The sequence below is a fragment of the Desulfosarcina sp. BuS5 genome, from assembly GCF_028752835.1.
In the GTDB taxonomy this organism is placed as follows: Bacteria; Desulfobacterota; Desulfobacteria; order Desulfobacterales; family BuS5; genus BuS5.
Genome location: NZ_CP087952.1, coordinates 1,455,001 through 1,468,915, shown reverse-complemented (window position 1 = coordinate 1,468,915; position 13,915 = coordinate 1,455,001). Strand labels below are relative to the sequence as shown.

Genomic DNA, 13,915 nt, shown 5'->3' with positions numbered 1-13,915 from the left:
AAAAATGAATAAAATATCAATAACTATTTATAGCTCCTAAACTTTTCCAGGCATCTTCCATAAGTTCGCCTTTATATATTACACGCGCGTCGCCTTCAAGGAAGATATCCGTAAACTTGTCTGCTGTTTTTTTAAAATGAATTACAAGAATACCACCGCTTTTTGTTTTAACCTTTACAGGAGATTCCATTCCTTGAATACCGGCCATTACAAGCGCGGCCGCAATAGAACCGGTGCCGCAGGCGAGAGTTTCATCTTCAACCCCCCTTTCGTAGGTTCTGATTCCAATCAAATCCATATCAAGGCGGACTACGAAATTGACATTGGTTCCCGCCGGAGCATAATCTTTATGGTATCTTATCTCCTTGCCAGTTTTAACTATATCGATATCATCAATGCTATCTTTAATTACAACTACATGGGGAACCCCGGTATTGATGCTGCTAAGCTTCAAGGGGCCGCCTGACAAAGCGAGTGCATAGCCGATTCTCACATCAAAAGGATTCGGCATGCCGATCTTTACAGTTTCCTGATTTACGATTGCGTTCACCCGTCCGGCAATAGTCTCAAAGACCATTTTTTTGCCGGCGATATTATTTAAAAGAGCAAAACGCGCTGCACATCGCGCCCCGTTTCCGCACATCTCCGCACTACTGCCGTCTGAATTGTAAAACCGCCATTTAAAATCAGCAGTCTCAGTATCCTCTATCAGGATTAGACCATCTGCACCCACAGACATCTTGCGGCGGCAGACTTTTTTTATGAATTCCGGCAGATTATTTTCTTCAATAATATTTTTTCTATTATCGATAATTATAAAATCATTACCGCTGCCGCTCAGTTTTAAAAAATTTATTTTTTTCATATATAGTACCACCTGCCTTATCAGGCAATATTTTTCTGTATTTTATGTATATCTTCTTTTAACTGAAACAAACGTTCTTTAATTGTTCGCCGGACAAGATAATAATCCACCAAAGCATGAATCAGCAGGTCTCTCATTCCAGCCATTTCTTTCCATGGCGCATGGGGGGGGTAACTCTTCCTCACAGGGAGCATCCGCATTTTCTGACCGAGCCGGGTTAGGGCTGTATTGAAAATCATTTTTTAGGTTCAATCAACATTAATGACATCATTTACAGGCAAAAATACGTTTTTACAATAGTTTATTGGCTACAAAAACATTTAGAATGACAGCAATCTTGCCGAACGTTTGATCAATTGTTTAATTGCTTACATTGGCCCCGCCGGCATTGGCGGACTTTTATTCTATGGACTTTTATTCTATATCTGGGGCCATGTTCCCCACAGTCATGGGGATGAACCGGTCGTGTGGAATCTGGGCCAATTCGGCCTTAAGTTGATTTTTTTGAAGAAAACCGGTTTAATGGCGTCTACATGTATAAAGCAGGACAGACAGTAACGCAAATTATAACCTTCCGAAGGGTTCGCGTAAAAATAATGAATAAAAAAACAACGGAGGAATTATGCGCACATTATTATTGACGATTTTTTTGGTGACAATCTTTCCTGCTGCCGCGCTCCGTGCCCAGGAAGATATGTTTCAAGATACGGCGGATGAAATCGTAAAAAAGCTGACCCGTCCAGCGGTCAAAACAAGAGGATTTGTCCCGAATTCAAAAATAAAATCCCGTGACATCAAAGTCGTGGAAAAAGATGAACACCAGATTGTGGAAAAAACCATTATTGTTACAAAAAATGACACCTCTCCGCGGGTAAACATGAAAATTGAATTTGACTATAACTCCTATCTTATCCGAAGATCCTCTTTCACCTTGCTGAATGAACTTGCCAAAGCAATTACAGATAAAAAGTTAAGCGATAAAACAATTATAATTAAAGGCCATACAGACTCGGACGGCAGCGATGCCTATAACCTGATACTGAGTTTAAACCGAGCCCTCTCCGTACTAAATTATATCCTGGCAAATTTTCCAGTCGAAGCATCCAGGCTTAGAAGCGTGGGCTACGGCGAAGCCTTACCGCTGGTGCCCAACAACTCAGCGGCAAGCAAACAAGTTAACCGCCGGGTTGAGATTCAGCTTGAAAAATAAGGAAAACATCATGAAACAAAAGATAATCTTTTTTGCGGTGTTACTCTTGCTGGCCTGGTTTGTGCGGCCGGATATCTCTGTTTCCGGACATGATCGGCGTATAGCTCTTGTTATAGGAAATGCCAGGTATCCGGCCGGCGCAAGTCTTGAAAACCCGGTGAATGACGCCAGGGCAATCAAAAAAGCCTTGGAAAATCTGAACTTTACAGTTATCAAATATGAAAATTGTACTCAGAAAGATATAAAAAAGGCAATTGACATATTTGGGAAAAAGCTGAAACAGTATGATGTAGGCCTGTTTTTCTATGCCGGGCATGGTGTCCAGGTAAAGGGAAATAATTATCTGATACCTGCTGACGCAAAACTGGAAAACGAGAATGACGTTGAATACGATTGCGTAAAGGTCGGCCGGGTGCTGGCCAAGATGGAAAACGCGGGCACAAAGACAAATATCGTTATTCTGGATGCCTGTCGTGACAACCCTTTTGAACGTAGTTGGAACAGAGGTTCCAATGGCAACGGATTAGCCTCTATGAACGCTCCCCCAGGCTCGCTCATTGCTTATGCCACTTCACCAGGCAAAACAGCTTTGGACGGTGCGGGAAAACACGGCCTTTACACATCAGCTTTGCTGGAACATATTGATTCACCTGGTATTACGATTCTGGAGATGTTTCAGCAGGTTCGTTCAACGGTAATGACTGAATCAGGCAAAAAGCAAGTACCCTGGGAATCCACCTCTTTAAACGAAAATTTTTATTTTGCATCCGGTTCAAGTCTGATCGTAGATGAACCAGCCGGCAAGAAGTCCGGCCTTTACGTAAAGGCCAATGTTTCAGGAGCCAGGGTCTTTGTGGACGGAGAAATGATGGGCACAACAAATCTGGATAATATTGAAATTTCTCCCGGAGAGCATCGCATCAGGGTGGAAAAGGATGGATATGAACCATACTCCAAAACGGTTCGTATTAAAACAGGGAAAACCTTGAGACTTACCGTATATCTCGAACCTGAATCAGCGCCTAAAAGCAGTCTTTATGTGGATACAAGCCCGTCTGACGCAAAGATAAGGATATTGAACATCAGCCCCGAATTTTACCAGGGCATTGAGCTTGATCCCGGGAAATATCATGTGGAGGTGTCATCAAACGGGTATGAAACAGAAAAAAAATGGATAGGACTTGAAGCCGGTGGAGATGAAAAAATCAGCATAAGATTAAAACCGGTTGCAATTGTTCAGCAGGATAGAGGTATGACAAACGCCATCGGCATGAAGTTTGTATATATCAAGCCAGGCACGTTTATAATGGGCAGTCCACCTGATGAATCCGGCCGTGAGTCTGACGAAAAGCAACATAAGGTAACGCTTGCAAAGGGATTTTACATGCAAACCACGGAGGTGACCCAGGGGCAGTGGGAGGCGGTGATGGGTAATAATCCATCCTACTTTAATAACTGTGGCGATGACTGTCCGGTGGAGCAGGTATCCTGGAATGATGCACAAGAATTCATAAGGAATCTGAATCGGAAAGAAGGGGGGGGGAAATACCGTTTACCAACAGAGGCGGAATGGGAGTATGCATGTCGGGCGGGGAGTATTGGCCGATTCTGCTTTGGTGATAGCGACAACAGGCTTGGTTATTATGCCTGGTATGGAAGTAACTCAAGAAAGAAAACGCATGCTGTGGGACAAAAAAAACCCAACGCCTGGGGTCTGTATGACATGCACGGCAATGTATGGGAGTGGTGTCAGGATAATTTTAATTGGAAAGGGCAATTAATGAGGAAAATATATCGTGATGGTATTGTTGATCCTCTTTGCACTGAAGGCTCCTTCCGGGTGTGTCGCAGCGGCGGATGGTTCAGCAGTGCCCGCTACTGCCGGTCAGCGAGTATTAACTACTATTCGCCGGGCCGCCGCTTCAGCCTTCTGGGCTTTCGCCTTGCCAGGACCCCATAGAGTTGGATGTGTACCCTATACCCTACCCTATTATTCTATTGCAAGATGCTGTCCGGGATATATCTTGTTTCTCGGTTCCAGATTGTTTAGACGCAGGAAACGTTCCAAAGGCAGATTATGTTCTTGGGCGATAGAATAAGGGCTGTCGCCTCTTTTAACAAGATATTGCCCTAATTTTTTCTTATCTATCGATTCGTTCTTTTTACGCTCCGGAATAATCAATGTCTGCCCTATGTGAAGTTTGGAAGAATTGAGATTGTTTAAGGAGCGGATTTCTTTTGTACTGGTTCCGTATTTACCGGCAATAATCCATAAGGAGTCGCCTCTCTTTACATAATATTTAACGGACTTGCCATATTTCTGCGTACGGTACCTTTTCCTTTTTGGAATCACTGTTCCCTTTCGCGGAATCTTAAGGACCTTTCCGGCTCTAATAACACTTTTTTTATATATATTATTTGCCCTTGCAATTCTGCCGATGCTTGTATGGTAGCGTCTGGCAATTGTCGATAGTGAATCGCCTGGTCTTATCCTGTAATAAACAAAGGCTTTGCGTGGTATGGATGCAATTGGTATATTGTCTATCCGGGATAATAGGATTTCGCTTTTACCTGCAGGAATTTTCAGGGGATATTTGTCATCCGGTAATACTTTGTAACGCAGCTCCGGATTAAGCTCTACGAGTTTTGCTTCCGAGACGTCTATCGATTTTGCTATACTCTTAAGATGCATCTTTTTTGATACTATAATGGTTTCAAACTTAAGGGGATTGTCTGTCTTTACAGAATCAAGCCCGTACTGTTCTTTATTTTTAATTATGTGAAGAGTGGCAAGAAACCTGGGGACATATCTGGCGGTCTCTCTTGGAAGACGTTCATAAAGATCCCAGAAATTGTCGAGATAGTTAACATTCTGACTTCTTATTATACGTAAAACCCTTCCTTCCCCACAATTATAAGCCGCAAGGACAGTAGCCCAATCACCGAAAATTTGATGTAATTGCTTTAAATACTGTATCGCAGATTTTGTCGATTTATCCGGATCCATACGTTCATCTATATGAATGTTACGCTTCAAACCGAATTTATAGCCTGTAGAGGGAATAAATTGCCAAAGACCGAGAGCCCTTGCCTTTGAGAAAGCTTTCACCTTGAACCCGCTTTCTATAAGAGGAAGCCAGGATAATTCCATGGGCAGGCCTGCTTTTTTAAGTTCCGCAATAATATAAGGACGATATTTCCCTGAACGTTTATAAGACTCTATAAAAAATTTTCTTTCTCTTTTTTTAGTAAAGTTATCGATTTCTTTTTGAACATATTTATTCAGAACAATCGGAATCTCATTGTGATTCCCGTTTACAACAATATTTTGGGAAGCATAAATTTCAAGGATTCGTTTTGAAATCATGAAGCGAAGATCATCCTTTTGCTGGATAAGCTTTGGATTTTCATCGGTATCTATATTTAATATTAAAGAGTAAGCCTGATCCAGGGATTCAATTGCGTTTTCAAACTCTCCTTTTTGCCAAAAATCCTGGGATACCTGGCAATAATCAAGCGCTTCATCCAGAGATCTTTGTGTATTTTCCGATACATCAATATTGGAGCCGGTTGTAAAAAACTCCTTCAAGTATAATTTTGACGTGGGTTTTTTATGATCTCCGGCGCCGGCTAATGATCTACCCTTCGGGTAAGATTGGGTCTCCAGGGAATCGGGATCGATAGATAACGATGCGGCTTTAATATTGTTTTTATGGGGTATATGATTATTATATTTTAAATCGGAGCTTTTATGCAGGTTTGTGCTGCATCCACAAAAAATGACTGTAATAATATTTAAAATAATTACAAGCTTTATTTTTATCAAACAAAATCCTTTTCGTCGGTGCTATAGTTTTAGAGTCTATGGGTAAGATCAGAATTACACTAAATTTGACTAATTCAATCAACAATTATGCAAAAATTATACCACATGAAAGTTATTTTTTAAGATATTTAATAAATTCCCCATTGTTCGACTACTCTAAAATTAATATCCTTGTCAAGATTTTATTAACCCAGGTTTCTTTGTTATTATTTCGTTTTAAAAATTTATTTGATACGGCTTTACATTTAAGATAACAATATATGCGTCTTGATTTCGTTAACCTGTGCGTAAGGGGCTGCACTAATTTATTGAGAAATTACAAAAAATCAGGCGGAAACTTTGAAAAATAATTTTTTTTTTTTAAATCTGACTTTAATCGTATTGACCGCAATGCTTTCCTCTTGTGTTCTGTTTAAACCGGATTTTAAAAAAAACAGACCTGGAATTTTACCGGAAAATTTTTCACTTTATGAAAATGGTGAATATTTTCCTGGATCATGGTGGGAAACTTTCTCGGCGCCGGAATTGAATTATCTGATCCAGGAAGCCTTATCAGACAATTTTTCTTTGAAGGAAGCTTGGGCGAGACTCGACCAGGTGAAGGCATCTGCAGTAAAGATGGGTTCTTATTTATATCCTGAGCTTAATGTCACCGCTGATTATACGCATACATATCAAAAATCTGACATTTTTTCCCACACGGAACGAACCAGCGTAGATAATTACTCTTTGGGCGTTGCTTCAAGTTATGAAATAGATCTCTGGGGCCGAATACGTTCAGACCGGGAAGCTGCAAAATTAGATGCGGAAGCAGCCAGGGAAGATCTGAACTCCGCCGCCATGACCCTGGCGGCGGAGGTTACCGTGCACTGGCTTAATATAATTTCTCAAAAAATGCAAAAAGACATTTTAGAAAAACAGCTTCAAACAAATAAATTTTTTCTTGAACTTATGGAGCTGAGATACAGAAAATCTCTGGCATCTGCGCTGGATGTTTTCCAGCAAAAACAGATTTTGCATCAAATTGAAGCTGCCATACCCCTGGTAGAGGCAAGAAAACAAGTCATGTTCAATGAACTTGCACTGCTTCTGGGAAAAAGCCCTTATCAATGCAATAAAATTAAAGGTATTAGTTTGCCTGCAATCGGAAATATTCCTTATACAGGGATTCCCGTTGATCTTTTAGCAAAACGGCCGGATGTGCGTTCATCGGGATTACGTCTGAAGGCATCCGACTGGCAGGTTTCGGCAGCGCTTGCAGACCGCTTGCCGGCGATAAGATTAACTGCAAGAGCATCATATGGAGCAGAAGATATAGACAGCCTGTTTGATAACTGGATTCTAAACCTGGCAGCCGGTCTTGCGGGGCCTGTTTTCGACGGCAGGCGCCGAGCCGCAGAGGTAGACAGAGTGCGTGCCGTTGCGGAAGAAAGGCTGGCGTTTTACAGATACACGGTTTTAAATGCCGTCAAAGAGGTTGAGAATGCTATGGTGCAGGAGAAAATGCAGAAAAAGCATATCAAGGCCCTTGAATTACAATTGCATGCTGCAGGCCGGGCCCTACTTGAGGCTCGCGAACGATATAAAAAGGGGATCATTGATTATCTTCCGGTTTTGACTCAAATTATTGCTGTCCAGCGCCTGGAACGGGATCTTATTACCCAGCGCACAATTCTGCTTGTTTATCGTGTAAATCTTTATCGCGCCCTGGGCGGAGACTGGACTGATGAACTTGACAGGGAAGGTTTGAATAATGAACCCTGACACCTCGATTCCCACCCCTAACAAAAAAGAGGGGGAAAAATCCCGTTTCTTCAAAATCATTTTACCATTTTTGATTATTCTTACAGGATCTGTAATTGCTTGGTATCTTTATGAAACAGCGCCTAAAGCACGAAAAAAATCACCTGTCAAACCGGTCGAACATGTGCATGTTATGCCCGCTCACCGCACCACGGAAGAAATCATACTCCATGCAATGGGAAATGTGATTCCGTCACGGGAGATCCTGCTTAAACCTCGTGTAAGCGGAAAGATAATAAATATCAATCAAAAATTCATGATCGGCGGCTGTTTTAACATTGGAGATTTCATTCTTCAGATTGACCCGGAAGATTATGAGCTGGCGGTAAAACGTAAAGAGAGCAATGTTGCAATGGCTGCCAATGATCTGACACTGGAACTAGGTCGTCAGGATGTAGCAAAACGTGAATGGGAACTCTTGAGCCAAAACAAGTTTAATCAAGGTAAGCTTAATCAGAATAACTTTAATCAGAATAGCATAGGAGATGAATTCGACCGGGAACTTGCATTGCGGCAACCCCAACTGGAAAAGGCCCGCGCAACCTTGCTTGCTGCCAGGGCCGAACTTCAACAAAGCATGCTCGACCTTGAACGGACTTCTGTGAAAGCGCCTTTTAACGGGATTGTTCTTGAAAAATTTGTCGACACAGGTTCCCAGGTTTCCACGCAGGACAGCTTAGCAGTCGTGGCGGGTACAGACGCATTCTGGATAAACGTAAATATACCTGTGGATCGTCTAAAATGGCTTCTTATTCCAAAGTCTGATGGTGATATTGGTTCCCATGCCAAAATTATTTACGGTAATAATCCAGGCCGACATTTTGAACGTAAAGGAATGGTTATTAAATTGCTCGGTAACCTTGAAGCCGAAGGACGCATGGCAAGAATTCTGGTATCTGTTGATGACCCGCTTAATTTGCAACTTGATCCTGAAAAGGCTGAAGCAGCAGTTTCTCCACTTCTGTTAGGTGATTATGTGCGTGTTGAAATTTGCGGACTCAGTATAAAAGGAATTTTCAGTATACCCAGGACTGCATTGCATAATAACCGTGTTTGGATTGTAAAGGACGACGGACGGCTTGATATAAGAGATGTTGAGATTATATGGAAGAATGCCAGGACAGTATTCATAGGGGATGGCCTTAATGAAAATGAAAGGATTGTAATATCCGATATTGCCGTGCCGACTGCAAATATGCCGCTTAAAATATTAACGGAATAATTTTATCATATGACCTCATCAACGGAAAACAAAAGAATTAAGGGGCCGATATTCTGGATGGTAGAGCATCCTGTACCGGCCAATCTCTTAATGGTTCTGTTTCTTGTGGGTGGTCTTTGTTTTGGAATGAATATGAAACAGGAACTGTTCCCCTCCTTTGATATGGATCGTGTGATCGTGACGGTTCCATATCCTGGAGCCAGCCCGGCTGAAGTTGAACAAGGCATTGTTCTGGCTGTGGAAGAAGCTGTGCAGGGTCTGGATGATATCGATGAGATCACCTCGAGCGCCCGGGAAGGATCGGGGATGGTAGAGATCGACATGCTTGCAGGTGGAGATTTAAAAAAACTGGCCCAGGATGTTAAAAGCGCGGTCGACCGCATTCTTACATTCCCGGTTGAAGCCGAAGAACCCAGGGTCTCTACGATCTCTCATCACCGGAGGGTAATTTCCCTTGTGCTTTATGGTGATCAGGATGAGCGCGTATTACGTGAAATGATAGAAAAAATTCGTGATCGCCTGCTTCAGGATCCGTTTATTACCCAGGTTGAACTTTTTGGTGTGCGTCCGCTTGAAATCAGTGTTGAAGTTTCTCAGGATATTCTCCGAACCTATAAATTAACCCTGGGAGAAATTGCCCGCAGACTGAGAAAGGCATCTGTTGAGCTTCCCGGGGGAAGGATTAAAACCGATTCAGGTGAAGTCCTGGTGCGCATGATGGAGCGCAGAGATTACGGCCGGGAGTTTGCCGCCATCCCTGTTATCACTAACAACAACGGCACCGAAGTTCTCCTTGAGGACATTTCTACAGTAATTGATGGGTTCAGGGATGTTGACAAGTATGCAACCTATAACGGCAAACGCGCTGTAATGATTGATGTTTTTCGAGTGGGAGATCAGACACCTGTAGAAGTGGCTGAAGTTGTGCACAAACTGACGGCAGAGTTACAAGCAACTTTGCCGCCCGGCCTGGAGGTTGCTACTCTGAACGATTTTTCCAGAATATATCGTCAAAGGTTTGAGCTTTTACAGAAAAACGGATGCATGGGTTTAATCCTGGTATTGATCCTGCTAGGAATCTTTCTTGACCCGCGTCTTGCATTCTGGGTTACCATGGGAATTCCGATATCTTTTTTAGGTTCACTTTTATTTCTTCCTGGTCTTGGCATGAGCATCAACATGGTTTCACTGTTTGCGTTTATAATTGCCCTGGGGATTGTGGTTGATGATGCCATTGTTGTCGGAGAAAGCATATATAAATTTCATGAAAAAGGCCTGCCGTTTATTCAGGCCGCTGTTCAAGGCACCCGGGAAGTAGCCCTGCCGGTAATCTTCAGCATTATGACCAATATTATAGCCTTTTTACCCATATGCTTTGTCCCGGGCAATATCGGAAAGTTTTTCAGGGTAATTCCGATAGTCGTAATTACAATATTTGTAATATCCTTAATAGAAAGCCTCTTTATCCTGCCGGCCCATATAGGTCACCAGAACAAAAAAAACAGACATGGCAGAATCATCAATTTCATCTTGAACCGGCAACAGCGTTTCAGCCATCGACTATCGCGGTTAATAGAAAACAGGTACGGTCCTTTTCTGGAATGCGCGCTAAAGTATAGATACATGACACTTGCCACAGGTATCATTATTCTTGTAATCACTTTATCTTATGTAATGAGCGGTCGTATGGGGATGACCATGTTTCCTAAAGTCGAGGCCGAATATGCTGTTGCAACAGCAGTTTTACCGTACGGCAGCTCAGTAAAAAAAACAGGGGCCGTGCAGCAGAAATTAATCGATGCCGCAAAAAGAGTGATTAAAGCAAATGGTGATGGTCGGCTGGCAGAAGGGATATATGCCGAGATCGGATATGCGCCCGGAAAAGTTTCCGGGGGCCATCTTGCAAGGGTCAAGATGTTTTTGACCTCTCCCGGGGAAAGAACAATCAGTACAAATGAGGTTACTAAACTATGGAGAAAAGAGACCGGCATAATCCCCGGACTGGAATCCCTGGTTTTTCAATCTGATGCAGGAGGTCCAGGATCCGGGCCATCTATAACAATTGAGTTAAGCCACAGGGACCTGAAGGTTTTAGAGGCTGCCGGTACCGCTCTGGCCGAGGCCCTAAGTTATTTCCCGGATGTTGCCGATATTGACGACGGGTTCGAGCCCGGCAAGGAACAGTTCGATTTTAAAATTAAACCTGAAGGCCGGAGCCTTGGGCTTACAGCGCGCGAGGTCGCCAATCAGGTCCGCGATTCTTTTTACGGAGCGGAAGTCCTAAGGCAGCAGCGAGGCCGTAATGAAATAAAAGTTATGGTGCGGCTTCCGGAAAATGAACGTATATACCATTATAATTTTGAAGAACTGATGCTCAGGTCTCCAGGGGGAGTTGAAGTTCCTCTTAAAACAGCGGTAGAAGTTACCAGGGGCAGAGCCTATACTGTTATAGACCGCCGTAACGGACGACGAGTTGTAACTGTAACATGTAATGTAACCCCACAACGTAATGCCGGCCGTATACTTGAATCTCTCAAAAAAGACTTTCTGCCCTCTCTTATCAAACGCTATCCGGGGCTCAACTACGGATTCGAAGGGAGGCAGGCGGATATGGCAGAAAGCATGACTACTCTATGGATGGGGCTGGGGGCCGCCATGATGGTTATGTATGCTTTGCTGGCAGTTCTTTTTAACAGTTACATCCAACCGTCGATTATTATGATGAGCATCCCTTCGGGAATAGTCGGCGCTGTAATCGGCCACATAATAATGGGATACAGCCTCAGCGTCATGAGTATGTTCGGCATAGTTGCGCTGTCCGGGGTGGTGGTTAATGATTCCCTTATACTCATTGACTTTGCCAATCGCAGTCGCAAGCAAGGGATCACTCCCCACAAAGCAATCCATTCTGCCGGTATATACAGGTTCAGGCCGATAGTTCTCACTACCCTGAGCACATTTTTCGGACTTTCTCCCATGATTTTCGAGACCTCCCGCCAGGCCCGGTTCCTTATTCCCATGGCAATCTCTCTAGGATTCGGCATTCTTTTCGCCACATTTATTACACTTATTCTGGTGCCTTCTCTTTACCTTATTGTGGAAGATATTCGCAGAAAAAATTAATATATATGAATTAAAATAATTTTAATTACAAAAACTGGTGATATAATGAAATTCTTACTTTGTTTGATCGGAATGGTAATGATTATAGAAGGCCTACCGTATTTTGCATTTCCTGCAAAGATGAAATTATGGGTGTCAAAAATCCTTGATATCTCAGACGGCGCTTTGCAAAGGTTTGGTTTTACGCTTATGATTATTGGTCTGTTGAGCGTATACTTTGGAAGAAAATAGTAAAATTTTTGCAATTATTTTAAAAAGATTGACAAAATAACCATTTTGATCTGATTATAATTTTTATATTGTTATAATATCATTCTTATTATAAATTTTTTTTATTTTAACCGTGCCTTAAATAACTAGACGCTCAGTATAGATTTTCGGTTTATTCGAGTGAAGGAATTTATTTAAAGTGAATAAAAAAATTAATTTAGAGCAGGAACTCAGTTATTTAGGTCTGCTTGACAAAGCCAGGGAGATTTATTTTGAATTGGGTGAAAGGGCTGTTCTTTCATATATTAAATCGAGTTATCGCCTTTTAAGCAAAGTTTATCATCCGGATCTGAATCCTGAAAAGCAAAATATGGCTAATCTAACCCAGCATAGATTAAACAGGGTGAGCCGCCTGATTAGTAATATGAGCGACATGGAATTAATAGAGGTTATTAGAAAGGGTAATCTAAAAAAAAATGATGGAAAAAAGAAAATATTGGTCGTGGAAGATGAGTTCGGGCTTCAGGATATATTCAGAAATATATTTATTATGGAAGGCTATGATGTGATAGTGGCTATGGACGGTATCGCAGGGTATGATGCCTTTTGCCAGTTTAAACCTGATCTTGTCTTTACCGATGTTGTAATGCCGAATTTGAATGGTATTAACCTGGTGAAAAAAATAAGAAAAATTAAACCCGATATAAAAGTGATATATACCAGTGGTTTTTTTGAAATAGAAGACCTCAAAAACAATCTTAATCAGGAAGTTTTAAAATATAATTATCGTACCCTTGCAAAGCCATTTAAACTTAGTGCGATGCTTACGATGGTTAATGAATATTTCAATGATGCAAAAGAAAACGACTTTATAAGAGGAGTTTAAGGAGTTAATGATAAAATTTTTTGCTTTTTTAAAAAAAGTCAGAAGCATAAGGGGTTAAAATGGTCAGACTGATATTTATTATGGCGATGCTTTTTATTATAGCATGCAGTAATGAAGAAGAGAGTATCAACAAGGAATTTTCCGATAAGGGGACAGTCAAGCTGATGGAGGAGGTTGAGAAAGAGAGTTATACACCTCCCAAGGATGGCAATCTTAGCGTAAAACAGATGGATATGTATATAAAAGTGAAAGAAGCGGCGATAGCATATGCAAAGCAGGCGGCGGATAATCTTAAAAAGAGTTCTGAAAAGATAGATAAGAATGATAAGGCAGAACCCGGAATCGGTGATTATCTGACTGCTTTTAAAAATTTGGACGATGTGGCCGATTTCATGACATCAGATCTAAGGGCAGCTACAAAACTAGGTTATAATCCAAAGGAATACCAATGGGTACAGGAGATTATCCTGAAGACTCAGGCGGCTGAAATTCAAGAAAATGCTGTGAAGTATGCAAAATCAGCATATAGCGGTATGAAGGAACAGCTGGAAAAACAGAGAGACGCGGCCGCCTCAAAAGGAATGCGCGGTATCTTTGACGAACAGCTAAAATCTATTTCTGAAGGCATGAAAGAGATGGAAAAAAATAGTCTTCCAGATGAGGTCATCACGGAGCATAATAAAAATTTGCTGACCAAGTATCGAGACAGAATTATTGGCCTGGATGCTGAAATAAGAAAATGGACAATGCTGGAGAAGGAGTAAATTATA

Annotated in this window: 11 protein-coding genes; 8 read left to right on the top strand and 3 right to left on the bottom strand. The window is 41.9% G+C overall.

Translation table 11 applies throughout. The annotated features are described in order from the left end of the window. Positions 1-16 precede the first annotated feature (16 nt). Together dapF and BuS5_RS07290 are read right to left on the bottom strand one after the other, a co-directional pair. Positions 17-865, bottom strand: coding sequence for a diaminopimelate epimerase (gene dapF / locus BuS5_RS07295; RefSeq protein WP_027354458.1), 849 nt, complete (start codon positions 863-865; stop codon positions 17-19). Between the two features lie 20 nt (positions 866-885). After that, on the bottom strand, positions 886-1,059 hold the full coding sequence (locus tag BuS5_RS07290; protein WP_274428169.1) for a HepT-like ribonuclease domain-containing protein: 174 nt from the start codon (positions 1,057-1,059) through the stop codon (positions 886-888). A 428-nt stretch (positions 1,060-1,487) separates the two neighbouring features. Between BuS5_RS07290 and BuS5_RS07285 the strand changes: the two genes are divergently transcribed. Both BuS5_RS07285 and BuS5_RS07280 read left to right on the top strand, forming a co-directional pair. Further along, on the top strand, positions 1,488-2,075 hold the full coding sequence (locus BuS5_RS07285) for an OmpA family protein (protein WP_027354460.1): 588 nt from the start codon (positions 1,488-1,490) through the stop codon (positions 2,073-2,075). Positions 2,076-2,085: 10 nt separating this feature from the next. Beyond that, positions 2,086-4,035 carry a caspase family protein gene (locus tag BuS5_RS07280; protein WP_051374967.1) on the top strand — a complete coding sequence of 650 codons (1,950 nt, stop codon included), beginning with the start codon at positions 2,086-2,088 and terminating at the stop codon, positions 4,033-4,035. Positions 4,036-4,065: 30 nt separating this feature from the next. Here the strand turns inward: BuS5_RS07280 and BuS5_RS07275 are convergent, their stop codons facing one another. Then, positions 4,066-5,901: a LysM peptidoglycan-binding domain-containing protein gene (locus BuS5_RS07275; protein WP_027354461.1), complete on the bottom strand. Its 1,836-nt coding sequence runs from the start codon at positions 5,899-5,901 to the stop codon at positions 4,066-4,068. A 339-nt stretch (positions 5,902-6,240) separates the two neighbouring features. On the opposite strand from BuS5_RS07275, the gene BuS5_RS07270 reads away from it, so the two are divergent. The 6 genes from BuS5_RS07270 to BuS5_RS07245 all read left to right on the top strand — a co-directional run bounded on the left by BuS5_RS07270 (position 6,241) and on the right by BuS5_RS07245 (position 13,909). Next, a complete protein-coding gene (locus BuS5_RS07270) occupies positions 6,241-7,665 on the top strand; it encodes an efflux transporter outer membrane subunit (protein ID WP_051374969.1) in 1,425 nt (474 codons plus the stop codon). Then, on the top strand, positions 7,655-8,926 hold the full coding sequence (locus tag BuS5_RS07265) for an efflux RND transporter periplasmic adaptor subunit (protein WP_051374971.1): 1,272 nt from the start codon (positions 7,655-7,657) through the stop codon (positions 8,924-8,926). Before BuS5_RS07270 ends, BuS5_RS07265 begins: the two co-directional genes overlap by 11 nt. Before the next feature lie 9 nt (positions 8,927-8,935). After that, complete coding sequence (locus tag BuS5_RS07260; protein ID WP_027354462.1) at positions 8,936-12,049, top strand: efflux RND transporter permease subunit; 3,114 nt, start codon at positions 8,936-8,938, stop codon at positions 12,047-12,049. Positions 12,050-12,094: 45 nt separating this feature from the next. Continuing rightward, positions 12,095-12,280: a DUF2065 domain-containing protein gene (locus BuS5_RS07255; protein ID WP_027354463.1), complete on the top strand. Its 186-nt coding sequence runs from the start codon at positions 12,095-12,097 to the stop codon at positions 12,278-12,280. 178 nt (positions 12,281-12,458) lie between these two features. Continuing rightward, positions 12,459-13,145: a response regulator gene (locus BuS5_RS07250; protein WP_027354464.1), complete on the top strand. Its 687-nt coding sequence runs from the start codon at positions 12,459-12,461 to the stop codon at positions 13,143-13,145. A 59-nt stretch (positions 13,146-13,204) separates the two neighbouring features. Continuing rightward, positions 13,205-13,909, top strand: coding sequence for a hypothetical protein (locus BuS5_RS07245; RefSeq protein ID WP_027354465.1), 705 nt, complete (start codon positions 13,205-13,207; stop codon positions 13,907-13,909). Positions 13,910-13,915: the final 6 nt, after the last annotated feature.

Bases quoted from the DNA above. Each gene is read 5' to 3' on its own strand.
- dapF (WP_027354458.1), bottom strand. From the start codon at position 865: ATGAAAAAAATAAATTTTTTAAAACTGAGCGGCAGCGGTAATGATTTT.
- BuS5_RS07290 (WP_274428169.1), bottom strand. From the start codon at position 1,059: ATGCTCCCTGTGAGGAAGAGTTACCCCCCCCATGCGCCATGGAAAGAA.
- BuS5_RS07285 (WP_027354460.1), top strand. From the start codon at position 1,488: ATGCGCACATTATTATTGACGATTTTTTTGGTGACAATCTTTCCTGCT.
- BuS5_RS07280 (WP_051374967.1), top strand. From the start codon at position 2,086: ATGAAACAAAAGATAATCTTTTTTGCGGTGTTACTCTTGCTGGCCTGG.
- BuS5_RS07265 (WP_051374971.1), top strand. From the start codon at position 7,655: ATGAACCCTGACACCTCGATTCCCACCCCTAACAAAAAAGAGGGGGAA.
- BuS5_RS07260 (WP_027354462.1), top strand. From the start codon at position 8,936: ATGACCTCATCAACGGAAAACAAAAGAATTAAGGGGCCGATATTCTGG.
- BuS5_RS07255 (WP_027354463.1), top strand. From the start codon at position 12,095: ATGAAATTCTTACTTTGTTTGATCGGAATGGTAATGATTATAGAAGGC.
- BuS5_RS07245 (WP_027354465.1), top strand. From the start codon at position 13,205: ATGGTCAGACTGATATTTATTATGGCGATGCTTTTTATTATAGCATGC.